The 26,114-nt window shown below is 56.0% G+C and carries 21 protein-coding genes; 13 read left to right on the top strand and 8 right to left on the bottom strand.

The window, feature by feature from the left end; translation table 11 throughout:
* Window positions 1-23: 23 nt before the first annotated feature.
* Both ppk2 and AAIE03_RS11580 read right to left on the bottom strand, forming a co-directional pair.
* Entirely contained in the window at window positions 24-941 is a 918-nt protein-coding gene (gene ppk2, locus AAIE03_RS11585; RefSeq protein WP_013025123.1) for a polyphosphate kinase 2, read from the bottom strand.
* A gap of 14 nt (window positions 942-955) precedes the next feature.
* Entirely contained in the window at window positions 956-2,560 is a 1,605-nt protein-coding gene (locus tag AAIE03_RS11580) for an inorganic phosphate transporter (RefSeq protein ID WP_014606264.1), read from the bottom strand.
* 163 nt (window positions 2,561-2,723) lie between these two features.
* Between AAIE03_RS11580 and AAIE03_RS11575 the strand changes: the two genes are divergently transcribed.
* Window positions 2,724-3,746: a transporter gene (locus AAIE03_RS11575; RefSeq protein ID WP_064373437.1), complete on the top strand. Its 1,023-nt coding sequence runs from the start codon at window positions 2,724-2,726 to the stop codon at window positions 3,744-3,746.
* 94 nt (window positions 3,747-3,840) lie between these two features.
* Here AAIE03_RS11575 and AAIE03_RS11570 read toward each other — a convergent pair whose 3' ends face one another.
* Entirely contained in the window at window positions 3,841-4,983 is a 1,143-nt protein-coding gene (locus AAIE03_RS11570; protein WP_013025126.1) for a L,D-transpeptidase family protein, read from the bottom strand.
* Between the two features lie 196 nt (window positions 4,984-5,179).
* Window positions 5,180-6,994 (bottom strand): glycoside hydrolase family 15 protein, encoded by a 1,815-nt coding sequence (locus AAIE03_RS11565; RefSeq protein WP_019106154.1) that lies wholly within the window; start codon window positions 6,992-6,994, stop codon window positions 5,180-5,182.
* Window positions 6,995-7,150: 156 nt separating this feature from the next.
* Between AAIE03_RS11565 and AAIE03_RS11560 the strand changes: the two genes are divergently transcribed.
* Window positions 7,151-7,924: an SDR family oxidoreductase gene (locus AAIE03_RS11560; RefSeq protein ID WP_078828563.1), complete on the top strand. Its 774-nt coding sequence runs from the start codon at window positions 7,151-7,153 to the stop codon at window positions 7,922-7,924.
* Here the strand turns inward: AAIE03_RS11560 and AAIE03_RS11555 are convergent.
* On the bottom strand, window positions 7,918-8,499 hold the full coding sequence (locus AAIE03_RS11555; protein WP_014593240.1) for a DedA family protein: 582 nt from the start codon (window positions 8,497-8,499) through the stop codon (window positions 7,918-7,920). The genes AAIE03_RS11560 and AAIE03_RS11555 overlap by 7 nt on opposite strands.
* Window positions 8,500-8,706: 207 nt before the next feature.
* Between AAIE03_RS11555 and AAIE03_RS11550 the strand changes: the two genes are divergently transcribed.
* The 3 genes from AAIE03_RS11550 (at window position 8,707) to AAIE03_RS11540 (ending at window position 13,003) form a co-directional block, all read left to right on the top strand.
* Window positions 8,707-9,294 (top strand): Yip1 family protein, encoded by a 588-nt coding sequence (locus AAIE03_RS11550; protein ID WP_013025130.1) that lies wholly within the window; start codon window positions 8,707-8,709, stop codon window positions 9,292-9,294.
* 175 nt (window positions 9,295-9,469) lie between these two features.
* On the top strand, window positions 9,470-10,417 hold the full coding sequence (gene pbpG, locus AAIE03_RS11545) for a D-alanyl-D-alanine endopeptidase (protein WP_014593242.1): 948 nt from the start codon (window positions 9,470-9,472) through the stop codon (window positions 10,415-10,417).
* A 135-nt stretch (window positions 10,418-10,552) separates the two neighbouring features.
* Entirely contained in the window at window positions 10,553-13,003 is a 2,451-nt protein-coding gene (locus tag AAIE03_RS11540) for a DUF3772 domain-containing protein (protein WP_064373439.1), read from the top strand.
* A 62-nt stretch (window positions 13,004-13,065) separates the two neighbouring features.
* Here the strand turns inward: AAIE03_RS11540 and dld are convergent, their stop codons facing one another.
* Window positions 13,066-14,769, bottom strand: coding sequence for a D-lactate dehydrogenase (dld, locus tag AAIE03_RS11535; RefSeq protein WP_019106157.1), 1,704 nt, complete (start codon window positions 14,767-14,769; stop codon window positions 13,066-13,068).
* Window positions 14,770-14,920: 151 nt separating this feature from the next.
* On the opposite strand from dld, the gene bglX reads away from it, so the two are divergent.
* From bglX to AAIE03_RS11495, 8 genes are all read left to right on the top strand, one after another.
* Entirely contained in the window at window positions 14,921-17,218 is a 2,298-nt protein-coding gene (gene bglX, locus AAIE03_RS11530) for a beta-glucosidase BglX (protein WP_013025134.1), read from the top strand.
* A 194-nt stretch (window positions 17,219-17,412) separates the two neighbouring features.
* Window positions 17,413-18,519: a suppressor of fused domain protein gene (locus AAIE03_RS11525; RefSeq protein WP_019106159.1), complete on the top strand. Its 1,107-nt coding sequence runs from the start codon at window positions 17,413-17,415 to the stop codon at window positions 18,517-18,519.
* 178 nt (window positions 18,520-18,697) lie between these two features.
* Complete coding sequence (locus tag AAIE03_RS11520; RefSeq protein ID WP_498563167.1) at window positions 18,698-20,593, top strand: methyl-accepting chemotaxis protein; 1,896 nt, start codon at window positions 18,698-18,700, stop codon at window positions 20,591-20,593.
* Between the two features lie 148 nt (window positions 20,594-20,741).
* Window positions 20,742-21,275 carry an isopentenyl-diphosphate Delta-isomerase gene (gene idi / locus AAIE03_RS11515; protein WP_014593247.1) on the top strand — a complete coding sequence of 178 codons (534 nt, stop codon included), beginning with the start codon at window positions 20,742-20,744 and terminating at the stop codon, window positions 21,273-21,275.
* Between the two features lie 181 nt (window positions 21,276-21,456).
* Window positions 21,457-22,368: a glycine betaine ABC transporter substrate-binding protein OsmF gene (gene osmF / locus AAIE03_RS11510; RefSeq protein WP_015700703.1), complete on the top strand. Its 912-nt coding sequence runs from the start codon at window positions 21,457-21,459 to the stop codon at window positions 22,366-22,368.
* Window positions 22,369-22,371: 3 nt separating this feature from the next.
* Window positions 22,372-23,553, top strand: a complete 1,182-nt coding sequence (locus AAIE03_RS11505) for an ABC transporter permease (protein ID WP_028714965.1) — start codon at window positions 22,372-22,374, stop codon at window positions 23,551-23,553.
* The gene (locus AAIE03_RS11500; RefSeq protein WP_498563012.1) at window positions 23,540-24,487 is read left to right on the top strand and encodes an ABC transporter ATP-binding protein; all 948 of its coding nucleotides are present in this window, start codon (window positions 23,540-23,542) and stop codon (window positions 24,485-24,487) included. The genes AAIE03_RS11505 and AAIE03_RS11500 overlap by 14 nt, the downstream gene beginning before the upstream one ends.
* Complete coding sequence (locus tag AAIE03_RS11495) at window positions 24,475-25,206, top strand: ABC transporter permease (RefSeq protein ID WP_498563011.1); 732 nt, start codon at window positions 24,475-24,477, stop codon at window positions 25,204-25,206. Before AAIE03_RS11500 ends, AAIE03_RS11495 begins: the two co-directional genes overlap by 13 nt.
* Here the strand turns inward: AAIE03_RS11495 and AAIE03_RS11490 are convergent.
* Complete coding sequence (locus tag AAIE03_RS11490; protein WP_013025142.1) at window positions 25,187-25,294, bottom strand: YohO family small membrane protein; 108 nt, start codon at window positions 25,292-25,294, stop codon at window positions 25,187-25,189. The two genes, AAIE03_RS11495 and AAIE03_RS11490, sit on opposite strands and share 20 nt — an antisense overlap.
* Window positions 25,295-25,378: 84 nt before the next feature.
* Entirely contained in the window at window positions 25,379-26,113 is a 735-nt protein-coding gene (locus AAIE03_RS11485; protein ID WP_013025143.1) for a MerR family transcriptional regulator, read from the bottom strand.
* Between the last annotated feature and the right edge of the window lies 1 nt (window position 26,114).

Here is a 26,114-nt window from a genome sequence, read left to right as displayed (position 1 = left end):
GCAGCGTCCTGCCGCGCTTGCCATTAATACTTTTCAGGCACGATCATCGTGTCCGGCACGTCATTACGGCGGTAATCCTGCGACCGTTCACGCGGTGGCAAAATAATTTCATCATGCGTAGCGTCTTCATACGGCACCTGTTGCAAGAGGTGGCTGATGCAGTTCAGTCGCGCACGCTTTTTATCCACGCCCTGAACGACCCACCAGGGCGCATCCGGGATATGGGTCCGGCTCAGCATCTCTTCTTTGGCTTCGGTATAATCTTCCCAGCGGCGGCGACTTTCCAGGTCCATCGGGCTGAGTTTCCACTGCTTCAGCGGATCGTGAATACGGCTCAAAAAGCGCAGTTCCTGCTCCTCGTCCGTAATGGAAAACCAGTATTTGACGATTTGAATACCGCTGCGGGTCAGCATTTTTTCAAATTCCGGCACGCTGCGATAGAACTCCTCGACGTCAGCCTCACTGCAAAAGCCCATCACCCGTTCCACGCCCGCCCGGTTGTACCAGCTCCGGTCGAACAGCACCATTTCCCCGGCGGCGGGCAGATGAGCAATGTAACGCTGGAAATACCACTGGGTTTTTTCGCGGTCGTTAGGTGCTGGCAGGGCGGCAACCCGGCAGGTGCGCGGGTTAAGGCGTTGCGTGATGCGTTTGATAACACCGCCTTTACCGGCGGCGTCGCGGCCTTCGAACAGAATGACCAGCCGATGGCCGGTGCGCATCACCCAGTCCTGAAGCTTAACCAGTTCGCCCTGCAGGTGCAGCAGTTCGCGAAAATAGCGACGACGCCAGGCCTTCTCATCATTCCCGTCAGGCGTGGTCTCGCCAAAACGCAGGTCGTCGAGTTCCATCTCCAGTTCTTCATCGTAGCTGTCGTAGAACTCCTGTAACAGACGCTGATTAAATGTATCCCGGTTGAAGCTGTTATCGTGTGTTGCCATAACGAATCACCTGGTCAGATGTGGATAAACAGCCCGTAGAGCAGGGCAGAAAGTAAGACTGAAACCGGCAGCGTCAATATCCAGGCCACTGCCAGATTCCGCAGCGTGGACATTTGCAGGCCCGATCGGTTCGCCGCCATGGTGCCTGCCACACCGGAGGAGAGAACGTGCGTGGTGGACACAGGCAAACCGAATGCGTCGGCCGCACCGATGGTCACCATCGCCACCAGTTCGGCGCTGGCACCCTGCGCATAGGTCAGATGGGTTTTACCGATACGTTCCCCCACGGTGACCACAATGCGACGCCAGCCCACCATTGTGCCCAGCCCCAGTGCAATCGCCACGACCACCTTCACCCAGACAGGAATAAAGCGCGTAGCGCTGTCCAGCTCGGTTTTCACGGCGGTTAAATTGCGTTCAGTGTCGTCCGGCAGGGCAACGTGGGCGCTTTGCAAATGTTTAATGGACTCCGACGCGAGGTACATTTGATTGCGCGTGTTGCTCACGGATTGCGCCGGGATATTTTCCATCGAGCCGTAGCGGCGGATCTGTTCGCCCACGTCGTGCAGCGTCATCGCCAGGGCCGGCAGCACGTTGGCATTCATTTTTTCGCTGCTGACAAACGCGGTTAACACGTCCCGTGGGGCCGGTGCGGGCGTGGTGGCAGGCTGAATGTGCAGGAGCTGGCGCGCCGTGACGTCGGTCAGGGCGGCCACGCGCGGGATCTGATCGGGCGGCAGGGAACGGTTCAGGGCATAGGCGATCGGCATGGTGCCGACCAGGATCAGCATGATGAGCCCCATGCCTTTTTGTCCGTCATTCGATCCATGGGCAAAAGAGACGCCGGTACAGGTCAGAATCAGCAGTCCACGGATCCAGACGGGCGGCGGCTCGTTGCTCTGCGGGGCCTGATAAAGCTGACGGTTACGAATAAACAGCTTCATCGTCCACAGCAGCAGGGCGGCGCAGACAAACCCCACCACCGGCGACAGCAGAAGGGCATAACCGACTTTCAGCGCCTGCTCCCAGTCAACGCCGCTCAGCCCGCTGCGGCCGTGCAGCATGGCATTGGCAACGCCCACTCCGATGATCGAGCCAATCAAGGTGTGCGAGGAGGAGGAGGGCAGGCCAAGATACCAGGTGCCCAGGTTCCAGATAATGGCCGAGAAGAGCAGGGCATAAATCATGGCAAAACCGTTGCCGCTGCTGGCCTGCAATATCAGTTCGACGGGCAGCAACGAAATAATCCCAAACGCCACCACACCGCTGGAGAGCATCACGCCAAGGAAATTGCAGAATCCCGACCAGACCACGGCAACACCGGGCGTCAGAGAGTGGGTATAGATGACCGTCGCGACCGCATTTGCGGTATCGTGAAAACCGTTTACAAACTCAAAGCCCAGCGCAATCAGCAGCGCGAGGCCCAATAAAAAGAAGGGTAAGTAACTGGTGACCGGCGTGTTGGTTTTTTCTACGTCATGAAACAGGTTAAATCCGGCAAAGGCCAGACCGGCGATCAGCAGAAGAAAGAAAATCGGTTTTGTGAAGCGGCTACCTTTGCCATTGAAATCGGGTCGTCCATGAGTCGGGCCTGAAGAGGGTAAACTGTTTTCGCTCATGCAAAACCTCATAGCGGATGCAGATGCGGATTTACATCTGTTTCACGCTGTGTGATACCCGCTTTTTGTGACAAAAAAATGATCTGCGCCGTGAGAGGTCATTTTGCTGTAACAAAACTTCAGCAGGCTGAACCTCTTTATTAATGATGCTGACAGGATAGCCATGGCGACAGACGTTGTTCTTACCCCACAAAAACGTGATTTTGATGATGATGTGGCAGGACTCATTCATGGTTATCTCTTTTCTCCCGATGCCCTTCCTGTTCGCCTGAATGCCCGTGAAGCAGTTAAACTCGGTGAGCATCTTCCTGATGACGGCTTTCTCTGGCTGCATATCAATCTGAACCATGCCCGCGCGCAGCACTGGGTGCAGAGTCATTTTCAGGTGGATGATGACTTCTTCGATGAAATTCACTCGGCCTCGCCGCGAACCCGGCTGGCGGAGCAAAGTAGCGCGTTGCTGGCGGTACTCAACGACGTCACGCTTAACCAGGAGAACCGCAGTACGCAAAATGCGACGCTGTGGATATGGTGCCGGCGTAACCTGGTGGTCAGCGCACGTTATCGCCCGTCAGTGATGATTGAAAAGATGCAGCAGAGGTTAGCCCGGCATAGCTTTCCCAGTGCAGAGGCTTTGTTGCTTTATCTGCTTGGTGAGCAGGAGTCGCAACTGGAACAGGTCGTGCGGCGCATCAGTCAGGTGGTCGATAACATTGAAGAGCGCCTCTTAAGCCCCGCCATTAAAGCTAATCGCAGCGAGCTGGGGCACTATCGGCGCATGCTGTTGCGGATTCAGCGCCTCCTGGCACCTGAACCGGCGGCGCTGTTTCGCTTGCTCAACCGACCTCCGGCCTGGCTCAACCACGACACGCTCCGCGAGCTGCGGGCGTTTACCGAAGAGTTCAGCGTGGTGCTCAACGATCTCGCCAGCCTGATGGAGCGCATCCGGCTGTTGCAGGAAGAGATTGCGGCGCGTCTGATGGAACAGAGTAACCGCACGCTCTACCTGTTAACCGTGATAACCGTTCTGGCACTGCCAATTAATATTGTGGCGGGATTTTTTGGCATGAATGTAGGCGGTATTCCGCTGGCAGCGAATCCGCACGGGTTTTTACTGCTGGTGCTGATCGTGCTCGCGTTTACCCTGCTGGCGGGCTGGCTGGCCTTGCGAAGGCCAACCGTGTAGAGGCTGCACCCGGTGACAAAGCCTGTAAAGGGCACAAAAAAAAAGCCAGCCCGGTTAACCGGCACTGGCTTTTTACCCCGTTAAGGCTCAGACCTTACAGATTACCATTGCTTGCTGGCGCAGGCTGTGACGGCTGCACAGGCTGTGAAGGCTGAACCTGCGGCTGCTGTTCTGCCGGTTGCGACTGCTGAGGCTCAGGCTGCACAGCGACCGGATTCGTTGGCTGTGACATCACCGGCGTCATCGGCTCTTCCTTCGGCTCGGCGTCTTCGCCTTCGGTTACCTGAACAGGCGCGGGCACCACGTTGTTTTCTGGCGCGTTAACCTGTACGGGCATACCGGAGCGGTTCTGAATCGCTTTATCAACCTGAGACTGGTTGACGCTGCCGTCTACCAGAACTTTGCCAACGGCCTGGGTCAGCGTAATTGGCACCAGCTCACGAGAGTTAAACTGCTCTTCCGTGGTCGAGAGCGGATTGTGCACTTCCATCCAGCGTGAACCGTCTGGCTCAACCGAGGCTTTCACCGGCTGGTTGATAAACTGCACGCGCGTGCCAACCGGCACATGATCGAACAGCCATTTGATGTCGTCGGCACGTAAGCGCACGCAACCGTGGCTGACCCGCAGGCCAATACCGAAGTTAGCGTTGGTGCCGTGAATGGCATACAGACGACCGATATAGAGCGCATACAGCCCCATCGGGTTATCCGGACCAGCCGGGAACACGGCAGGCAGGTTTTCACCACGTGAAGCGTACTCCGCGTGCATCGCTTTCGTTGGCGTCCACGTCGGACCATCTTTTTTACGCTGAACAGTGGTGGTCCAGTTCAGCGGCGTGTCTTTACCCAGTTCACCGATACCGATAGGCAGTACAACCACCGTTTTGGTGCCTTTCGGATAGTAGTAAAGACGCATTTCAGCACTGTTGATCACAATGCCTTCACGCGGCGCGTCAGGTAACAGTAACTGCTGTGGGATAATCAGTTTGCTGCCAGGTTTTGGCAGATAAACGTCAACGCCCGGGTTGGCTTCCAGCATATTGCTGAGGCCCATTTGGAACTGAGCTGCAAAAGCTTCCAGAGGTAATTTGCTGTCCTCGGGAATGGTAATTTCAATATTTTGCCCGGTCAGACGGCTGTTTGCCGGCGGTAACGGGTAAACAACAGCAAGGGCTGACTGACTGAATGCCGCCAAAGCCAATGCAAGTGAAGCGAACGCGCGAATGCTTTTTTTCATATTTTACAAGTCTTTATCGCCATGTTTCAGGCTTGTCAATGTATCGAACCCATGCTGGTCACTATGACCTGCTGCGCATTATATGTTCATTAAACTGATGTTGTGAATCAGGATTTTAACCGCTTTAAAATACTTTACCTGACTCGCCTGCGTTATCTGCCTTTGTTCTTTACCAATTTGGGCGAAAAACAGCCCATTATGGCTGCCAAAGCGTGACGTCCCCGTTTAGCTTACGGTTCAGGAAAAACGCGGCGCTGATCAACGCAAGATGCGTCAACGCCTGGGGCGTATTTCCCAGTGCCTGCCCATGACTGTCAAACTCTTCCGCATACAAACCCAACGGATTAGCGTAGCTCAGTAATTTCTCGAACTCAAAATGTGCCTCGCGAATGCGTCCGGCACGCGCCAGACATTCCACATACCAGAACGAGCAGGCACCAAAGGAGCCCTCTGCGCCCGTTAGCCCATCAGCTGGCGTTTCGTGAATGTTATAACGACGTACCATGCCGTCGCTCACCAGGTTCACCTGGATGGCATCCAGCGTGGCGATCCAGTCCGGATCGGTGGCGCCCACAAAACGCACCAGCGGCATCAGCAGCATGGAGGCATCAAGGTGTTCACCGTGGCGGGTCGAAACAAAATGCCCGCGTTCACTGTTCCAGAAATTCTTCCAGATATCATCGCGGATCTCGCGACGGGTTTTGTCCCAGCGATCGTAAGGCATCGGCAGTGAACGCTTCATTGCCAGCCGCAGGCCCCGATCCAGAGCGACCCAACACATTAAACGTGAGTGAAGGAAGTGCTCCGGCTCGCCGCGCATTTCCCAGATGCCGGCATCGGGCTGATGCCAGTTATCGCACAGCCAGTCCAGCATTTCTGACACATGATTCCAGCCCCGCTGAGAAATGGCCTCGCCGTATTTGTTGGACAGGTAGATGGCATCCATCAGTTCGCCATAAATATCTAACTGTTTTTGCCGCCAGGCATCGTTACCAATGCGCACCGGACTGGAGTTGGCATAGCCGGACAGGTTAAGCAGCGACATCTCCTGAAGATCCGTACTGCTGTCCAGGCGGTACATCACCTGCAGCCGCATTTCATCGTGGTGGCTGTTTTCTACACAGCGACCGACCCATTCCGTAAAGTGCTTGGCTTCGTCCACGTAACCCAGCCGCATCAGGGCGTACATGCTGAATGAGGCATCCCGTATCCAGGAGGCGCGGTAATCCCAGTTGCGCTCGCCGCCCAGCTCCTCGGGCAGGCCAAAGGTGGCAGCCGCGGCGATGGAGCCGTGTTGCCAGGAGGTCAGCAGCTTAAGAACCAGCGCAGAGCGTTGTACCATCTCCTGCCAGCGACCGTGATAGGTGCTGCGGCTGCTCCATTCCCGCCAGTAGCTCAGCGTTTCTTCAAAGCAGTTGGCGGTGGCCAGCTTTTCGATGTGGGCATCCTGTACGCTGCCAAATTCGAATTCGGCATGTTCACCGGCTTTAAGCTCAAAACTGGCGGTGGCGTGATTGCCCTCCAGCGTCATCACCACCGTTGCTGCCAGGCGCAGCGAGGGCTGATCGGTGGCGTGAAAATCGATACAGCCCCGCTGTACCTCAGCGCGGGTGTCCGCCCGGGCGTAATCATGGCGCGGGGAGCACACCATATTAAAGTGTGCCCGGCCCCGAACCATCTTTACCCGACGGATGATACGCGGCAGTTTATCCTGCCGGTCGCAAATCGGCATGTAGTCGGTGATTTCGGCCACGCCTTCTTCGGCCAGCCAGCGGGTCTGCAGGATGTTGGTATCAGGCAGATAAATTTGCTGGCGTCGGGCATTTTGCCAGTCGGGTGCCAGGGAAAACAGGCCAGCCTCGTCGCTGTCCAGCAGGGCGGAAAATACCGATGGGCTATCCAGTTCCGGCCAGCAGAGATAATCGATAGTGCCATCGTTTGCGACCAGGGCGCAGGTGCGTAAATCGCCTATTACGCCATGGTCGTCAATCTTACGTTTAACCTTACTCATCGGTTTCTCCCTGTCAGTGTCAGCCTTAACTATAGCCAGGTGCCTTCATCGCGCTGTGTTCTGACACAGATCGTTAATCCGGGCGCCGGGCCGTCCGCAAACGGCACAATTTTCATTGCGGTATATACTTTTCATACACTTCCAGAGGAGACCTTCATGACTACACCACAACGAAAAGTTGCAATCGTTACCGCGTCGGATTCAGGCATTGGCAGTCGTTGTGCTGAAATGTTAGCAGAGCAGGGGTTTGATATTGGCATCACCTGGCGGTCTGATGAGGAAGGCGCAAAGCGCACGGCAAAACGGGTGGCGGAGATTGGGCAGCGAGCTGAGACGATCCAGCTCGACCTGGCCGATCCGCCCGCAGGGGGCAAGGTGCTGCAGCAGCTTATAGACAAGCTGGGCCGCATTGATGTTCTGGTCAACAATGCCGGGGCGAATTTCAAAGCGGACTTTATGGACGTGACCTGGGAAGACTGGCGTAAGACATTTAGCGTAGATGTGGATGGCGTGTTTATCTGCGGCCAGGTTGCGGCACGCAACATGATCAAGCAGGGGCAGGGCGGACGTATCATCAACATCACCTCCGTGCATGAACATACTCCGCTGCCGGGTTCCGTTGCCTACACCGCGGCTAAACATGCGGCAGGCGGGCTGACTAAATCGATGGCCTTGAGTTTGCTGCCCCACAATATTCTGGTGAACGCCGTGGCGCCAGGCGCGATCGCCACGCCGATGAACAAAATGACCGATGACGATGCGCACAAGGTCAAAATGCCTGAGATTCCTGCGGGTCGTCCAGGAGATACGCACGAAATTGCCAGCATGGTGGCCTGGCTGAGCTCTGAATGGGCCACCTATACCACCGGCCAGTCATTTATCATCGATGGCGGCTTTATGCTGGCAAATCCCCAGTTCAAGGGTTACTGATCGTCGGCCCGGCGGTTATTCCAGTGGCGAATGGCCCAGCGAACCCCAAAGGCAAAGAGTACGGCAGCAGCCAGCCACAACAGATGTTTAAAGTGCTGATCAAGCTTGTGCAGCCAGGGGGCAATGATTCCGCCAGCAAAATAGCCGAGTGTCACAAACAGCAGTGACCATAATGCCGCCCCAATGATGTTAAGCGCCAGAAACTTCAGCGGATTGAGGCGGCTTGCCCCAATGATAATGGGACCAATCAGGCGAAAGCCGTACATAAAGCGCGCGCCGATCACGAACAGGCTGGGACGCCGCTTAATCAGGCGGTTAGCTTTAACAATTTTGTCCTGATGTTTTTTAAACCGCCGCAGGATGCCTGTACCAAAGCGCCGGCCAATCCAGAAGAGCAGCTGGTCGCCCAGAATGCCGCCTGCCATCGCCGCCAGTACCACACCCGCGTAATGCAGTAATCCTTCATGCGCGGCTACGCCGCCCAGCAACAGAAATGTTTCCCCTTCGGCAATACAGCCGATAAACAGTGCAAGATAGCCGTACTGCGTAATTAATGCGTTGATATCCAAATGCAAGGTGCACTTCCTGTGTGAAGAAATTTCTTTCAGTTTATACCTGATTCGTTAAGCCATCCGTTTAAGCGTTAATCAGCGATCTTTTTCGCTGTTTTTTTGCGCAGGCCCCACAGAAGTTGCCTTGCCGTTTATACTGTAAGCAATGCTGCCCTTACGTGGATGCTGCATCAAAACGGGGTAGCCCAACGGCATCAGAGGAGTAAGCGTATGAACCATGTCTGGGGTTTGTTAGCGCATCCTAATCAGGAAATGCGCAATATCAAGCAAGAGAACGAAACGGTTTCGCACCATTACACTCATCACGTTCTGCTGATGGCAGCCATTCCGGTTATTTGCGCCATAATCGGCACCACGAACTCAGGCTGGAATCTGGGTGAAGGGCAGTATGTACAATTGAATTTCCTGACAGCACTGGGCCTGGGTATTCTGTTTTATCTGTTGATTCTGGGCGGTGTGGCGGTGATGGGACGCGTTATTCACTGGATGGCGCGTGACTACCCGCAGCGCCCTGGCGTTGAACGCTGTACGGTGTTTGCGGGCTATGTGGCTACGCCGCTGTTTTTAAGCGGACTCGTGGCACTTTATCCGCTGGTATGGCTGTGCGTATTAGCGGGTGCGCTGGCGCTGCTGTATACCGGCTATCTGCTGTACGTGGGCATCCCACTGTTTCTGAACATTGACCGGGATGAAAGCCTGCGTTTTTCCAGTTCCACTCTGGCCATCGGCGTGCTGGTATTTGAAGTGTTGCTGGCCTTAACCGTGATTCTGTGGGGCTATGGCCCGCACCTGTTTTAACGTGCCGTTGCCGCCTGCAGGGCGGCAACATCTTTTTAACGCTCAGAAACAATCTCACCAGGATAATTTTACCGCTTCAGAGTATGATGCTGCGGCCAGCCCGCGCTCTGCCTGCTCAGTCGTCGGCGGCCTGTGTTTACACAGCGCACAATCTTAACCGGGTCTTTTTTTCACGATGCCTGCAAAAATTCGCTTTTCACTGTTAACGCTGGCGCTGCTCGTTTCCGGGCAGGTTGTTTCCCTTCCAGCACAGGCGACCACGACGCTGTCGCAAATGGCGCCCATTGCTCAGCCGCAAATTGCCTCAGGCAGCGCCCTGATCGTCGATCTGACGAGCGGGAAAACGTTATTTTCCAGTCACCCTGACCGGGTGCGGCCGATTGCCTCGATCACCAAGTTGATGACGGCAATGGTGGTACTGGATGCGCATCAGCCGATGAACGAGATGGTCACGGTTGATATCAGTCAGACGCCAGAGATGCGCGGCGTGTTTTCACGCGTGAAGCTTAACAGCCAGATAAGCCGTCGGAGCATGCTGATGCTGGCGCTGATGTCATCTGAAAACCGCGCGGCGGCCAGCCTGGCCCATGCGTATCCCGGCGGATATAACGCCTTTATTAAGGCGATGAATGCTAAGGCGCGTGCGCTGGGCATGAACCATACCCATTACGTTGAACCTACCGGTCTCTCCATTCAGAACGTCTCCAGCGCAGAAGATTTGGTGAAGCTGTTAAAAGCCACGCGCGAATATCCCCTGTTGGGCGAGCTGAGCACGACCAAAGAAGAAACCGCCGTATTTACCCATCCCAGCTACGCGCTGCCGTTCCGCAATACCAATCATCTGGTGTATAAGAATGGCTGGCACATTCAGTTGACCAAAACGGGCTATACCGATGAAGCGGGACATTGCCTGGTCATGCGCACCATGATTAAAAACCGCCCGGTGGCACTGGTGGTGCTGGATGCATTTGGTAAATATACCCATTTTGCCGATGCTAACCGTCTGCGCGACTGGCTGGAAACGGGCAAAGCGGCGCCGGTTCCGGCGGCCGCGCTGGCCTATAAAAAACAGAAAGCAGGTCAGGTTGCCAGCAACGCTGCCAGCGGTTCTGAAGTAGAGTAATATCCCGTCGGGCTGCCGCGGGCGGCCCGACCAATATTGATCGGTATTCCTATAGTTTCACGCCAGGCGAAAACCTAAACTACCCGCAAATGGCGAGGGTGATTCGCCTGATTACTGTGCCGGAATCTCATTCATATGCTCACGTTACGATCCTTTATTGTTCTGATTTTTTTAGCATTGTTCACCGCCGTTCCCACCCTGAGCGTCGCCGCAGACGATCCGGCTCAGGCCACCACTACCCAGCAGCCTGACGACAAGCCGAAAGTGAACGCCTCGGTCGAGCTGCCCAAGATGCAGAAAATCCTCGACAAAATTAAAAGTCAGGTTTCCGTTGAAAGCGATGAAAATAAGCTGAGTCGGCTGAATGAAATGGCGTTGGAGCTGTCAGGCAATACGGATACGCTGGCCCAGGCGTTGCAGCCTGACCGTCAGCAGCTTGAGGCCCAGTTGGCCGTGCTTGGCCCAGCCCCCAAACCGGAAAGCGGCGTCAAAGAGACGGCAGACGTCACGCGCAAACGTAGCGCGCTGGAAAGTCAGAAAAGTAAGCTCGACGAGCAGATTAAGCAGGCGGAGGGCATTAAAAACAGCGCCCTGATGCTGTCATCGCAAATCGTCAATCTGCGCCGCGATCAGTTGAAAAACAAACTGGCGCTTAACTCTGGCAGCATTTTAGGGCCACGTTTCTGGTCGCCGGTATTCAGCAGTCAGGATCTTGATGATGAGAAGATTGGCGATTTCTTAAATGAGCTGAAAGATACCGCTGCGCTATCCTGGGAGTCAGGCTGGCGTCTGGGTACGCTAGGCTGGTTGCTGGCCGCCGTGCTGGTGATGACGTTGGGACGCCGCTATGGCGAAGAATTTTTAGCCTGGGTCAGCATTAATAAACTGCCGGAAGGACGCCTGCGCCGCAGCTTTCTGGCGACGGCCGTGGCCCTGACCAGCCTGGTGGCGGTGGTGTTGACCTTTGCCTTTATTTCCCAGGCCTTTACCCGCCGCGATGAAGTTTCCAGCGACGTGCAGGACTTTATTTATCGTCTGGTCGAATTAAGCGTTTATTGTGGTTTGATTGCCGGGCTCGGGCGGGCATTTTTGTCAACGCGTCGGCCAAGCTGGCGTTTACCCACCATCTCGAACGAGGTGGCGCTGGCCCTGAAACCTTTCCCACCTATCACCGCCTTGCTGGTGTTTATTTTCCAGACGGTAGAGTCCTTTAACTACACCGCCGGGACCAGCCTGAATACCAGTATCTTTGCTAACGGCCTGACGGCATTGCTGATCGGCAGCACGGCGCTGGCAATCAGCATGCGCACCAAGCGCGTTCGTCGGCGTCTGGCGCAGGAAGGCACGCCGCCGGAAGCGCGCTCAACGCTGGTCGGGCTGATTCAGATGGCCCTGACGCTGACGTCGCTGACGATTCTGGCTTCGCTGGTGATTGGTTACGTCACCCTGGCGCGTTTTTTAAGCTACGAGCTGGTGTGGTGTGGCATTTTGTTTGGTTCGTTTTACATACTCAGTCATTTGATTAACGACGGCTGTGAAAGCCTCTTCTCTGTCAATAATACGACGGGCAAGCGTATTCAGGGCTCGCTAAACATTGATGAGCGACATCTGCAGCAGGTCGCCACCATTCTTGCGGCGATCGGTAAAACCTTGCTGATCATGTTTGTCGCGCTGGCACTGCTTAACGGCACCTTTGCCTCTTCAACACCGATTGAGCTGCTGCAAAAGGCGATTGAGTTCTGGGGCGGTAAGGGCCTTGAATCCCTAAATATTGTGCCTGCCCACCTGGTTAACGCGCTGCTGTGCCTGATTGTGGGCATCTATATTCTGCGCTCGGTACGTCGCTGGCTTGATACCGATTTCCTGCCGAAGACCACCATGGACAGCGGCATGCGCATGTCGCTGGTCACGCTGTTCAGCAACGTCGGCTATGTCCTGATTATTTTGCTGACGCTATCGATTATGGGGCTGCAGTGGAACAAGCTGGCCTGGATCGTCAGCGCCCTGTCGGTCGGTATCGGTTTCGGCCTGCAGGAAATCGTTAAAAACTTTATTTCCGGTCTGATTTTGCTGACTGAACGTCCGGTCAAAGTCGGGGATTTGGTGACGATCAGTGGCGTTGAAGGGGATATTCGCCGCATCAACGTGCGCGCAACGGAAATCCAGCTGGGTGATAAATCCACCGTGATCGTGCCTAACTCACAGTTCATCTCTCAGAACGTACGTAATGCGACAATGGGCAATGCGCAGGGCGTGGTGACCATTAGCCTGACGTTTCCGCTGGATATCGATCCGGTACAGGTGCGGGAGATTTTGCTGAAGGTCTATGAGGAAAACGAGCGTATTCTGGAGAACCCGGAACCCTCGGTATCCTTTAAAGATCTTACCGCCCAGGGCATCGTGCTGAGCGTCACCGGCAACGTTGCCAGTCAGCGCCAGATCGCGGGCGCAAAGAGCGATCTACTGTTCGATATTCTGACCCGCTTGCGTAAAGAGGGCATTGTGCTGTCCACCCCTCAGACCATGATTATTGAGCGCCGTCAGCTGGTTTCTTCTGATGCGGTAACCGAAGAACCTCCTCGCTAAATAAACGGGCGGTCATTTTCGCTGGCCGCCCGTTTTACTCTGTTCAGGTGCGACGTGCCCAGTCAGGGCTGTTTTACCGCCCAGCCTTTTAGCTTACTGGTTTTACCGATGCCCGGATTAAAGCTGTTGGTGGGATCGAGCTTGCGGTAAAACGCGGTGAGCTGTGGCTGGGCCTGATACAGATGCCCGACATTATGCTCTGCCGGATATTCCGCCCCGCGGCTGTGCAAAATCGCCAGCATCTTTTCTTTCAGCGCATGAACATCCACGCCTTTTTTCACAATGTAATCCTGATGGAAGACATGGCAGAAGAAGTGCCCGTAATATAGGCGATGGCTTATCGACTGGGTAATCTCATCAGGCAGGCTCTCAAACCACGCTTTATCATTGCGACGCAACGCAATATCCAGCGCCAGAATATCTTCTACCTCATCCGCATGAACGGCGTGATAGCGCACTGCCGCGCCCGCGGCCGCAAAGCGATGCAGAAAGGCATGCGCACCTTCTTTTCCTTCGCATTCAAAAAACTCGCCGCCGCCCTCACGAAAAAACTCACGCAGATAGTCACGCGCCTCCGCAATGCCATCACCCGACATTTTCAGCATTAAATGGTGTTGGTATTTATCACGATACTGTTTCATGCGTTTGGGAAGATGGGCGGGGAAGAGGCGACTGACGCGCTGCAGCAGTCGGTCGCTCAGATGCGGTTTGATAAACGACAGTTTGTTCAACCAGCCATCGACCCGGCCCTTGAGACTGAAAAACAGCGGCATCTTATCGGTGCCAAGCTTGTCGATCATCAGGAAGGTGTCTTTGCCATAGACTTCGGCGATGTCGTAGATATCCCGATGCATATATTCCGCGGCCACGGGCAGATTGTTGAAATTCGCCAGCATATGGCAGCGCAGGTCACCCAGTACCGAGGCATCATTGGTGCCGATATAAAACACCTGCTGTTGCGGTTCGCGCGCAAACGTATCCAGGCGCACCGCAAATACCGCCAGCTTGCCTGCGCAGCCCGACGCTTCAAACAGGCGGCGGGCATCGGCGTTAAAACGGGCGGGCGTATCGGCATCAACATCACGCACCCGTTCGGCGTAGTCGTGATCGGAGGCATGACGGCCGTCATGCAGCACATCCCCGGGCTGCCAGCGATCATCATCCAGCCGCCCCAGAATCTCTTCCGGCGTGGTGCCAAGCTCAATACCAAGGTGGTTAACCAACTTCAGCCGTCCCTGGGCATCAATCTGGGCAAACAACGCCATCTCACTGTAGGCCGGGCCACGTTTAATCAGTGAACCGCCGGAGTTGTTGCAGATGCCACCCAGCACCGACGCGCCAATGCAGGATGATCCAATAACGGAATGCGGCTCGCGGCCCAGCGGCGCGAGGATTTTTTCCAGCTGATACAGCGTACTCCCCGGAAAGGCCAGCACCTGTTTGCCGTTGTCGATCAGCTGTAGCTTATCCAGCCTCAGGGTACTGACAATGACCAGCGGGCGATCGTAGTCGTTACCCTGCGGCGTTGAGCCTTCGGTGAGGCCGGTGTTCGCCGCCTGCATCAGAATAATGGCATCGGCAGTCACCAGCGTTTGCAGGACGCGCCACAGTTCCAGCAGCGTCGCGGGAAAGACGACCGCCAGCGCGTCTCCCTCACCGGAACGGAAGCCTTTACGATAGCGGGCGGTATGGGCGGCCTCGGTCAGTACGTTACCAGAGCCGACCTGGCGGCGGAGATCGGCGATCAGGGCAGAAGGTGTCATCATGGGCAATTCCCTTGTCTTATGCATGCGTCATTACTGTAGCACGTGAGTTGCGTCGGGCGCAGTGTGATAGCCGCAGGTGACATGCTATGCTCTGAAGATGGCATTCTGCATTTAGTCGATATTGCGCAGTTACTTAAGAGAACCCAACCTGATGAAATGGATTTGCTCTGTTAGCCTCGCTGTTTCCCTTGCTCTGCAACCTGCATTTGCCGGGGAGCCCACCGTTCACCATCCCATGACCGAACAGGCGCGTGATGCCTACGTGAACAACCTGCTGAAAAAAATGACGCTGGACGAGAAAATCGGCCAGTTACGTTTAATCAGCGTGGGCCCGGATACGCCAAAAGAAGCCGTACGTGAGATGATCCACAAAGGTCAGGTTGGCGCCATTTTTAATACCGTGACGCGTCAGGATATTCGCGCGATGCAGGACCAGGTGATGCAGCTAAGCCGCCTGAAAATTCCGCTGTTTTTTGCCTATGACGTGGTACACGGGCAGCGAACGATTTTCCCGATTCCCTTAGCGCTGGCATCCAGCTGGGATCTCGACGCCGTCAATGAAGTGGGGCGCATTTCTGCCTATGAAGCGGCGGACGATGGGTTAAATATGACCTGGGCACCGATGGTCGACGTCAGCCGTGAACCGCGCTGGGGCCGCGTGTCTGAAGGGTTCGGCGAGGACACCTATTTAACCTCTGCCATGGGACGCACCATGGTGCAGGCGATGCAGGGCAAAAGCCCCGCAGACCGCTACAACATTATGACCAGCGTGAAACACTTTGCGCTCTATGGCGCGGTGGAAGGCGGACGCGATTACAACACCGTGGATATGAGCCCACAGCGCATGTTCCAGGACTACCTGCCGCCGTATAAAGCCTCGCTGGATGCCGGCAGCGGCGGCGTAATGGTCGCGCTGAATTCCATTAATGGCGTGCCCGCGACGGCCGACAGCTGGCTGCTGAAAGATCTGCTGCGTCATGAATGGAAATTCAAAGGAATAACCATCAGCGATCACGGGGCGATTAAAGAGCTGATCAAGCACGGTGTGGCGAGCGATCCCCAGGATGCCGTGCGTATTGCCATTAAGTCTGGCGTAGATATGAGTATGAGCGATGAATACTACAGCCAGTATTTACCCGACCTGGTGAAGCGCGGCATCGTCAGCAAAGCCGAAATCGATGATGCGGCCCGGCACGTGCTCAATGTGAAATACGATATGGGGCTGTTTAACGATCCCTACAGTCATCTTGGCCCGAAAGAGAGCGATCCGCAGGATACCAACGCAGAAAGCCGTTTACACCGCCCGGAAGCCCGCGATGTGGCCCGCAAGAGTATGGTGCTGCTGAAAAACCGCCTTGATACCTTACCGCTGAAGAAATCTGGCACCATTGCCTTGATTGGACCGCTTGCCGACAGCCAGCGTGACGTCATGGGCAGCTGGTCGGCGGCGGGCGTCGCCAAACAGTCGGTTTCCCTGCTGCAGGGCATGAAAAACGCCACCGAAGGCAAAGCCACGCTGCTGTACGCCAAAGGCGCGAACGTGTCAGATAACAAAGGCATTCAGGACTTCCTCAACATGTATGAACCGGCCGTGGCGGTCGATCCGCGTTCGCCGCAGGCAATGATTGATGAGGCGGTCGAGAAAGCGAAGCAGGCCGATGTCATCGTGGCGGCGGTAGGGGAAGCGCAGGGCATGGCGCACGAGGCGTCCAGCCGCAGTAATCTGATGATCCCGCCTTCGCAACAGAAGCTGTTAGCCGCGCTGAAAGCGACAGGCAAGCCGCTGGTGATTGTGCTGATGAATGGTCGCCCATTGACGCTGGTTGATGAAGACAGAATGGCCGATGCCATGCTGGAAACCTGGTTCAGCGGAACAGAAGGGGGCAATGCTATCGCGGATGTGCTGTTTGGCGATTACAACCCATCGGGTAAACTGCCGATGTCCTTCCCCCGCTCCGTGGGTCAGATTCCCATCTATTACAACCATTTACCGACCGGCCGCCCGTACAATTTTGCCAAGCCCAACAAGTACACATCGCACTACTACGATGCGGAAAACGGCCCGCTTTATCCGTTTGGTTATGGCCTGAGCTACACCACGTTCACCGTGTCGCCAGTCACGCTTTCATCAGAAACGATGGCGCATAACGGCAGTATCGAAGCCAGCGTAACCGTAACGAACAGCGGCAAAGTGGACGGTGCCACGGTGGTACAGCTCTATCTTAACGATCCCGTTGCCAGCATCAGCCGTCCGGTAAAAGAGTTGCATGGCTTCAAGCGCATCATGCTCAAAGCCGGTGAATCTCAGCAGGTGACCTTTAAGATTGATGTGGATGCGCTGAAGTTCTGGAACCAGCAGATGAAGCACGTTGCCGAACCGGGTAAATTTAACGTCATGATTGGTCTGGACTCAGTCCGCACGCAAAACACCCAATTCACCTATCAGTAAACCTCAGACGGACCTGGTTGCAGGTTCCTGCTGATGTCACCGCTTCCCCGTTCGGGGAGGCGGGTTTATCCTGCCTTCTGCCTTCTGCCTTCATCGATTCACTTTGAGAGTTTTACCCTTGCCTGTCGTGGCAGCAGACGTGATCCTGCTCTATCCTCGGGGAAAATGGATTCCTCAAGTACTGTCGAGGCGCTATGACGTATCAATCACTGATTGCTGAAGTCCACAATCAGCAGCGCACCCTGACGGCAATTGTCGAACAGGATGCGCGGACTGCTTATTTCTATATCTGGCCAACCGATCTGTTTCGTAGCCAGTTTGCGGTGCGTGGCTGCTGGTTACGAAACCTGCTCCCTGCGCCGGTTCAGGAAGATCACCAGGCGATGGAACAGGGCATTGCCCCCCTGCTGAGTGCAGAATACTGCCGTAATCTGGAAGCTGAACCGCCGCTGGATCCCGCAGGTCTGCAAATTCTCTGGGAACCCGGAGATGCGGGAGCGGCACTGTGGTACTACGGGCAACTTCTTGCCGTGATTCCTGGTTGGAGCCTTTACCAGGATAAACAGGTCAGTTTCTCCGCCGGTTGTATCAAAAAAAACCGTCTGACCGCGCCGCTCGGTTCAGCCTCGACCAATCATTACTATGCCCTTGCCGAACAGCAGCGCCAGTTCTGGCGTGAATGGCATGACGGCAGCCAATGGGACAAGGTGCAACAGGACTTGCTGGCCTGTTATCAGGCGCAGTTTGGCGAGTCGGTCAAATACTACGCGATCGATCAGGGCAACTGGCCGCCCATGGCGCTCTCTCAGCACTACCATAACGGCATCTGGTACTTTCTGACCCTGGGCATGAGCATTCGCCCCATGCCGCAGGTTGATTTTCTGTTCGATGAGCTGGCCCCGCAGTACCGCCGGGCAGAGCTGGCGATGGCGGTCGATGGCGAAGTCATGACAGAAAGCAATGCGGTCCAGATGGCCAGCGCGCTGGCTGAATTTGTCCATTTGCCGTGGGCGCGGCTGACCTGGCTGGGTGAAGGCCATACGCTGGCCTCAGAGGTGGCACCGGTGGGATTCGAAAGCTACCTGTTAGCCAACGAGCTGGCCCCGGAACAGGCCCAGTTCCCGCTGCCGAGGCAGGATGGCGACAGACCCACGCTGCTGTGGGCCACGCCGGTAACCGAAGCGGAACGGCAATTTGCCCAGAGCGAAGCCCAGGGCGGGCAGCATCTGCGTGAACGGCTCACCGCCGGGGGAAATACGCACATATTTCGACCGCGCGAACAGGTCGTGAACACAGAATAAACGCCGGAGACAGGGCGATTTTTCCTCCTGGTGGAAAAAGTTACTGACCTGGCGTAACTAAATATCTTTATTGTTAAAAGACTTGTTAAATTTGTGATCTGGTCTACTCAAGTTCCCCCTTGCCGTGCCGTTAACCCCGATCAGGCAATAGCGCCACAAAAGGTCCAGGGGAACAATGATGTTAAAGACCACGCAATCCCGCTTCACAGCAACGCTTATCGGTTTTTTTGTTGCGCTAGTGTTGGTCACTATTTGGGTGATCAACCAGTTTGTCGCGCCTCAGTTGGTGGACAATGAAAGCCGCCTGATTCGCTATCAGGTGGATTCGCTGGCAACCGGCATCGTTGAGCAAATGAACCGTGTTCAGGCACAGCAACGTGCCATTACCGAGGCCGCCTCGGTCATCGACAGCGCCGCCATCGACACCTTATTACCTGCACTGGTCAACCAGTATCAGGACAGTAACGTTTTCGGTGGCGGTATCTGGCCTTTACCCCATCGTCGCGAGGCGGGTAAAGAGAAAGACAGCAGCTTTTTTGCACGTGACGCCAGCAACAAGCTTCAGGTTAACACCTACTGGAACTCTGAAGCCGCGGACAAATACTGGGAGCAGCCCTGGTATAAAGACGGCATGGCCGCGCCGAAAGGGCAGTGCGCATGGGCTAAAGCTTATCAGGATGCCGCCAGCCCACAGCCGCGTACCAACTGTGCCATGGCAATCTACCGCGACGGGACAGTCTGGGGCGTTTCCACCATCGACGTTACGCTGGGTTTCTTCAACCAACTGGCTAAAAAGATGGGCGAGGCGATTCATGGAGACGTCCTGATCGTTGAGTCCGACGGCAAAGTCGTGGGTAACGCGGCGCTGGTTAACGGCACGCCGAAACTCGAAAACCTGAGCGATCTGCAAAATCCTATGGCTGCGCCGCTGAAAGCGATGCTTGCCAGTGCGGGGACAAAGTCCGCAGAGTCAACCTATGGCAGCAACGATGGCGAGCAAACGCTGTTTCTGCAGGCTATTCCGGGCAGCCCGTGGTATCTGGCCAGTAGCGTACCGTCCAGCCTGCTGAAAGCCCAGTCCCACAATATGCTGATGCGCCTGGGTTTGGTGCAGATCCCTCTGGCCATTATTCTGTTGCTGGTCATGCTGGGTTTCATGCGCGCCATGATGAAGCGTTTGAGCATGCTCAACCAAAATATCGAAGCGCTGTCGACAGGGGGCGCGGATCTCACGCAGCGTCTGCCAGCCAGTAACAGCCCGGAATTTAACGCCGTTGCGCAGAGCTTTAACCACTTTATCAGCTATCTGCAGGGGTTAATGCAGCAGGTCGGCAGCAGCGCCCTGGCCATCTCTGCGGCGTCGCGTGAAATTGCCAGCGGCAACACCAACCTCTCCTCGCGCACGGAAGAGCAGGCCAGCTCGATTGTTGAAACGGCGGCTTCTATGGAGCAACTGACCGGCACCGTACGCCAGAACGCCGACAACGCAACGCATGCGAACCAGCTGGCGGGTGAGGCTTCTAAAGTGGCGTCGCGCGGAACGGAAGTGGTTCGTCAGGTGGTGAGCACGATGGGCGAAATTCACCACTCTTCGCGTAAAGTCGTCGATATCATCAGCGTGATCGACAGCATTGCCTTCCAGACCAATATCCTGGCACTCAACGCCGCCGTTGAAGCCGCGCGTGCTGGCGAGCAGGGCCGTGGTTTTGCCGTGGTCGCCTCGGAGGTGCGTAATCTGGCGCAGCGTTCGGCCAACTCCGCACGTGAAATCAAAAAACTGATCGAAGAGTCGGTCGCGAATATCGATGCAGGCAGTCAGCTGGTCGAACAGGCAGGACAAACCATGGACGAGCTGGTGCAGGGCGTGAGCAGCGTCACTACGCTAATGAGCGAGATCATGGCCGCCAGTCGTGAGCAGAGCATGGGCATCGAACAGGTTAACGTTGCCATTACTCAGCTTGACGGCACCACGCAGCAGAACGCCGTCTTAGTGGAAGAGGTCTCCTCTGCCGCGCAGGCGATGGAAGCCCAGAGTCTGCAACTGGAACAGGTTGTACAAAGCTTCAAACTGTAATTCACAGTCAGGCCAGCGCCCGCTGGCCTGACGTTTTCGACGATCGCCATTGCCGTCTGACAGATTTGTGCATAAACAGCACAATTTTATCCCCTCAACCTCCCCAATCTTGTGCCAGAATAATGAGGAATACACTCAAGGAATCCTCATGTCTGCTATTGAAGTTATCCTCGTCGACCATCTTGATCGTCCCACCGGCAAAATGGAAAAGTTGGAAGTGCATGAAAAAGGATTACTGCACCGCGCTGTCACGGTGTACGTTTTTAACACCCGGCAGGAGCTGCTGCTCCAGCGTCGCGCCAGTGACAAATATCACTGCGGCGGATTATGGAGCAATACCTGCTGCGGTCATCCTTATCCTCATGAATCGACTAAAGAGGCGGCCGAACGCCGTCTGCGCGAAGAAATGGGCATGATCCTGTCGCTGACGCCTGTCTTCGAACTGAGCTATAACCTGCCGCTCAGTAATGGCCTGACAGAGCACGAGTACGGCCATGTCTTTTTTGCCGTGAGCGACGCGCTGCCCGTGCTTAACCCGCAGGAGGCGGATGCATTTGACTACCGCTCAATGCAGGATATTGCCCAGCAAATGCAGCAGCAGCCCCAGCAGTTTACGCCCTGGTTCCTTCATACCTTTCCCCGTATTCCAGCCTGTCTCGACAGTTTCACTTTCCCGGCTTAATCACCGAGCCCTGGCCGATGCGGTCAGGGTTAGCCGCATCTGATTTCAGGACAAAACAGATCGCGGAATGCGATTGCCAGGCTACGCTTTTATTGCAACCTCTAAAACGGTGGGCGTGCCTGGCAGGTTATCCCTACAGCCAACCGTACTTCCAGATGAATACATCAATAAGGAAAGCATCATGGCAAACATTCGCGGTTTGGCCGGCATCAGCCTTTTACTGCTGAGTCTGGGAATGGCACACGCGGCCGACCCGGTGCGTGTGGGTTCCAAGATAGATACTGAAGGCTCACTGCTGGGCAATGTCATCCTGCTGGTGCTGGAAAAGCACGGCGTCAAGACCGTTAACAAAATTCAGCTGGGGGCAACCCAGGTGGTGCGGGGCGCCATCACCGCGGGCGAACTGGATATCTACCCGGAATACACCGGCAACGGAGCCTTCTTTTTTAATGATGAAAAAGACAGTGCCTGGAAGCATGCCCGCGAAGGCTATGAAAAAGTGAAAAAACTTGATGCCGAAAAAAATCACCTCGTGTGGCTGACGCCCGCCCCGGCGAACAACACCTGGACCATCGCGGTCCGTAACGACGTCGCGGAGAAAAATCACCTCAACTCCCTTGACGATCTCAGCGCCTATCTGAAAAAAGGGGGCACGTTCAAGCTGGCTGCCTCTGCGGAATTTATTGAACGCAGTGATGCGCTTCCCGCATTCGAAAAAGCCTATGGCTTTACGTTAAAACAGGATCAGCTGTTATCGTTGGCCGGGGGCGATACCGCCGTGACTATCGGCGCAGCCGCGCAGCAAACGTCAGGCGTCAATGCCGCCATGGCTTACGGTACGGATGGCCCGGTTGCCGCGTTGGGCCTGAAAACGCTCAGTGACCCAAAAGGCGTTCAGCCCATTTATGCGCCTGCGCCAGTAGTGCGTGAAGCGGTTCTCCAGGCTTACCCGCAAATGGCTGCATGGCTTAAACCCGTTTTCAGTGCGCTGGATGAAAAGACATTGCAGCAGCTCAACGCCAAAATTGCCGTTGAAGGGCAGGACGCCAGCAGCGTGGCGAAAGCGTGGTTAGAACAGAAAAAGCTGCTGTAACCGATGTGGCTATCGCGGGAGGCGATATCCCGGCCTCGACAGCAGCCGGTGGCGCTGGTACTGATTATGTTACTGAGCCTGACGTCAGGCTGCCTGCCGTTTGTGAGCTTTGCGGCTAATCGTCTGGTTGCCGGCCAGCCGGTGATGCTCTGGCAAATGGCGCACGGCATGGCGCTTCTGCCCCCGCTGGCGTTGCTGTGGTTACTGCTGTGGGCCAGACCGACGGGGTTTCGCTGCGCGTTGCAGTTAATAAGCGCCGGGCTGGTGCTGGCGGTCATGATCTGGCTCAGCGGCGACCAGGCCAGGGTGCTGGCCGGGCAGGGCAGCCGACTGGCGCGAACCAGCTTTGCGAGCGGCATGTGGTGCGGCAGCGCGCTGACGCTACTGTTGATCACCGATACCGCGCGTGCGCTCACCCGCCGCAGGCTGTGGCAACTGGTGCTGAATCTGCTGGTATGGATCCTTCCCCTCTGGCTGCTGTTCAGCGGCCAGCTGGACGACCTGTCGTTACTGAAAGAATATGCCAACCGCCAGTCGGTCTTTGATGCGGCCTTATTGCGTCATCTGACGCTACTGGCCGCCACCGTCCTGCCTGCTTTACTGATTGCTTTCCCGCTGGGCATCGTGCTTTACCGGCGATCCGGCTGGCAAAGCAGCGTCTTCGGCGTGCTGAATGTGGTTCAGACGGTGCCCTCCGTGGCGCTGTTTGGCTTACTCATTGCCCCACTGGCGGGGCTGGCAAAACGCTTTCCCTGGGCAGGTGCATGGGGCATCAGCGGCATTGGCATGGCGCCCGCGCTGATCGCGCTGGTGTTGTATGCCCTGTTGCCGCTGGTGCGCAGCGTGGTAACCGGACTGCAGCAGGTGCCGCCAGACGTGCGCGAAAGTGCGCGCGGCATGGGGCTGAGCGGCAGGCAGCAGTTTTTCGCCGTGGAGGTGCCGCTGGCCTTGCCGGTGTGGTTGTCGGGCATACGGGTTGTGGTGGTGCAGACACTGGGCATGGCCGTGGTGGCGGCGCTGATCGGCGCAGGCGGATTCGGCGCGATTATTTTCCAGGGGCTGCTGAGCAACGCGCTGGACTTAGTGCTGTTAGGCGTGATCCCGGTGATTGCGATGGCGGTGACTTTGGATGCGTTATTCCGCTTGTTGATTTCCCTGCTGGAGAGAAAAGATGATTCAGTTTGATGGCGTCACCCGGTTCTTTGCGGGTAAAGCCGCGGTTAAAAACCTGTCGCTGACCATCGCAAAAGGAACCTTTACCGTGCTGCTGGGCACCTCGGGCTCAGGTAAATCGACCACGCTTAAAATGATTAATCGTCTGGTGGAGTACGATGAAGGGGAAATCCGCTTTGCAGGCGAATCCATTCGTCAGATGGATGCCCAGGCGCTGCGCCGCCGTACCGGCTATGCCATTCAGTCGATTGGTCTGTTTCCGCACTGGACGATTGAAAAGAACATGGCTACCGTCCCTGCCTTGCTGGGCTGGTCAAAAGCGCGCAGGCGCGAACGTATTGACGAGTTGATCGCACTGCTGAATTTGGATCCGGCATTACTTCGCCGCTATCCACATCAGCTCTCCGGGGGACAACAGCAGCGCGTTGGTGTTGCGCGGGCGCTGGCGGCGGATCCTGACGTACTGCTGATGGATGAACCCTTTGGCGCACTGGACCCGGTCACGCGCACTGCGCTTCAGCAGGAGATGTTACGCATTCACCGTGCTTCAGGGTGCACCATCGTGCTGGTCACGCACGATATTGATGAAGCCCTGACGCTGGCCGACAATATTGTACTCATGGACGACGGTGAGATCGTTCAGCAGGGTAAACCGCTTGAATTGCTGACCCGGCCAGGCAACGACTTTGTGCGTGATTTTCTGGGGCGCAGCCAGATAGGGCTGCATCTGCTGGCGCTTGGCCAGGTGGGACGCGCAGTACGTCGTGGGGAATGGCTGGATGCCGAGCCGCTGGCGGCGACGCTGAGCCTGCGCGAAGCGTTGTCACAGTTTATCAGCCGCGGCACGGATAAACTGCCCGTCGTAGATGCGCATCAGCAACCGCTGGGCGTGCTCTACTTCAGCGATCTCCTTCATCACGCAGAGGCTCAACAATGCGACGGTTAGCCGATCCTCTGCTGTGGCTGGTCCTGTTTTATCTCAGCCTGCTGGCGGCCATGCCCTACAGCGGCCCCGTGTTTGCCGCCTGGTTTCCCGATCTGGCCCGCCCGCTTTATCAGCAGGACAGTTTCTGGCAGCTCACCCTGGCACATCTTTTTCTGGTGGTAACCGCCAGCCTGATGGCGGTTGCTATCGGCGTCGGCAGCGGCGTGCTGGTCACTCGCCCTGCGGGACGGGCTTTTCGCCCGTTGTTAAAAACCATCGCCGCCGCCGGTCAGACGATCCCGCCGGTGGCGGTGCTGGCGATAGCCGTGCCTGTCATGGGATTCGGCGCGTGGCCTGCCGTGGTGGCATTGCTGCTTTATGGGCTGCTGCCAATTTTACAGGGCACACTGGCGGGGCTGGACAGCGTCCCGGCCAGCAGTCGTGAGATCGCCGTGGGTGTCGGCATGAGTGGCTGGCAGCGTTTGTGGCAGGTTGAGCTTGCGCTGGCGGCACCGGTGATCATTGCCGGGATACGTAACTCCGTCATCATCAATATCGGCACGGCGGCCATCGCCTCTACCGTCGGGGCAAAGAGCCTGGGATCGCCCATCATCATCGGCCTGAGCGGCTTTAATACCGCCTATGTCATACAAGGCGCGTTGCTGGTCGGGCTGTTAGCGATCGTCAGCGATCGCCTGTTTGAACGGCTGCAGCGCCGTCTTAGCGTGAATGAACGATAAGTGAATAGCCAACCAGCATAAGTCCACTGGTGCCGCCGATAGCCATAATGGCAAACAGCGTGGCAAAAAATGTTTTTTTCCAGTTCATAACTAACCTGAGGGTGTTTACGTCAAGGCGGGGATAATAGCGCGCGCAAGGCAGCAGTCATAGTGCCGAGCGTGCGTTTTTATTTCAGTGTGCGTCGTGCAAACGTACAGAGAATCCCTGTTCTTGCCAGTGTGCCAGCTGTTCCTGCTGACGGCGCGTCAGTCTTTTACCGGTAAAAACAAACATATTTAGCCCCGGAAATAACTCGGGCCGGGGAACATCAAGCGGTTCGGCAAGGACGTCGATGCGCCAGCCGTGCTGCGACAGTCGCCATCCTTCCAGCCAGATGCGCGTGCGATCTTCAATGCCCCAGCCAATAATCAGCGCTTCTTTACCGGCTTTTTTGCGACTGCTTGCCAGACAAAAAGCCACGTAGTCGATCAGGATGCCATCCAGCAGGCTGCACATTGTCCGTGCTGTATTCTGATCCAGGCTGAGTTTCTGCCTTATGGGCATAAAAACGTGATCGATCAAGGCATCAACCGCATGTTCGCGACCAATTAAAGCGATCTTGTTGCGTAGCTTAGCCGGTCTTACATGGCGCAGTATGCTGATGAGTTCGTCCTGCATGGCGGTCCAGCCATCGTTGGAATCAACATCTCCACCTTCCAGTAGTGCTTTGACCTTGCCTACTGGTACTCCACTTTCAATCCAGCGCATGATTTCCTGGATACGCTGAACATCTTCTTCATCGAACTGTCGATGACCGCCTTCGGTACGTTGTGGTTTCAATAATCCATAACGTCGTTGCCAGGCGCGTAAGGTAACCGGATTTATGCCACAGCGTTCGGCGACATCGCCGATACTGTATAAGGTCATA

It is taken from the genome of Pantoea sp. Ae19-2, from assembly GCF_059801205.1.
This window is presented reverse-complemented; position numbering and strand designations above follow the sequence as displayed.

Coding starts and splice junctions, on each gene's coding strand:
- dld (WP_019106157.1), bottom strand. CDS start 14,769: ATGATGACACCTTCTGCCCTGATCGCCGATCTCCGCCGCCAGGTCGGC.
- AAIE03_RS11505 (WP_028714965.1), top strand. CDS start 22,372: ATGTGGCTATCGCGGGAGGCGATATCCCGGCCTCGACAGCAGCCGGTG.
- AAIE03_RS11525 (WP_019106159.1), top strand. CDS start 17,413: ATGACGTATCAATCACTGATTGCTGAAGTCCACAATCAGCAGCGCACC.
- ppk2 (WP_013025123.1), bottom strand. CDS start 941: ATGGCAACACACGATAACAGCTTCAACCGGGATACATTTAATCAGCGT.
- AAIE03_RS11560 (WP_078828563.1), top strand. CDS start 7,151: ATGACTACACCACAACGAAAAGTTGCAATCGTTACCGCGTCGGATTCA.
- AAIE03_RS11580 (WP_014606264.1), bottom strand. CDS start 2,560: ATGAGCGAAAACAGTTTACCCTCTTCAGGCCCGACTCATGGACGACCC.
- AAIE03_RS11575 (WP_064373437.1), top strand. CDS start 2,724: ATGGCGACAGACGTTGTTCTTACCCCACAAAAACGTGATTTTGATGAT.
- AAIE03_RS11495 (WP_498563011.1), top strand. CDS start 24,475: ATGCGACGGTTAGCCGATCCTCTGCTGTGGCTGGTCCTGTTTTATCTC.
- AAIE03_RS11565 (WP_019106154.1), bottom strand. CDS start 6,994: ATGAGTAAGGTTAAACGTAAGATTGACGACCATGGCGTAATAGGCGAT.
- AAIE03_RS11500 (WP_498563012.1), top strand. CDS start 23,540: ATGATTCAGTTTGATGGCGTCACCCGGTTCTTTGCGGGTAAAGCCGCG.
- AAIE03_RS11570 (WP_013025126.1), bottom strand. CDS start 4,983: ATGAAAAAAAGCATTCGCGCGTTCGCTTCACTTGCATTGGCTTTGGCG.
- osmF (WP_015700703.1), top strand. CDS start 21,457: ATGGCAAACATTCGCGGTTTGGCCGGCATCAGCCTTTTACTGCTGAGT.
- AAIE03_RS11520 (WP_498563167.1), top strand. CDS start 18,698: ATGTTAAAGACCACGCAATCCCGCTTCACAGCAACGCTTATCGGTTTT.
- pbpG (WP_014593242.1), top strand. CDS start 9,470: ATGCCTGCAAAAATTCGCTTTTCACTGTTAACGCTGGCGCTGCTCGTT.
- bglX (WP_013025134.1), top strand. CDS start 14,921: ATGAAATGGATTTGCTCTGTTAGCCTCGCTGTTTCCCTTGCTCTGCAA.
- AAIE03_RS11485 (WP_013025143.1), bottom strand. CDS start 26,113: ATGACCTTATACAGTATCGGCGATGTCGCCGAACGCTGTGGCATAAAT.
- AAIE03_RS11550 (WP_013025130.1), top strand. CDS start 8,707: ATGAACCATGTCTGGGGTTTGTTAGCGCATCCTAATCAGGAAATGCGC.
- AAIE03_RS11490 (WP_013025142.1), bottom strand. CDS start 25,294: ATGAACTGGAAAAAAACATTTTTTGCCACGCTGTTTGCCATTATGGCT.
- idi (WP_014593247.1), top strand. CDS start 20,742: ATGTCTGCTATTGAAGTTATCCTCGTCGACCATCTTGATCGTCCCACC.
- AAIE03_RS11540 (WP_064373439.1), top strand. CDS start 10,553: ATGCTCACGTTACGATCCTTTATTGTTCTGATTTTTTTAGCATTGTTC.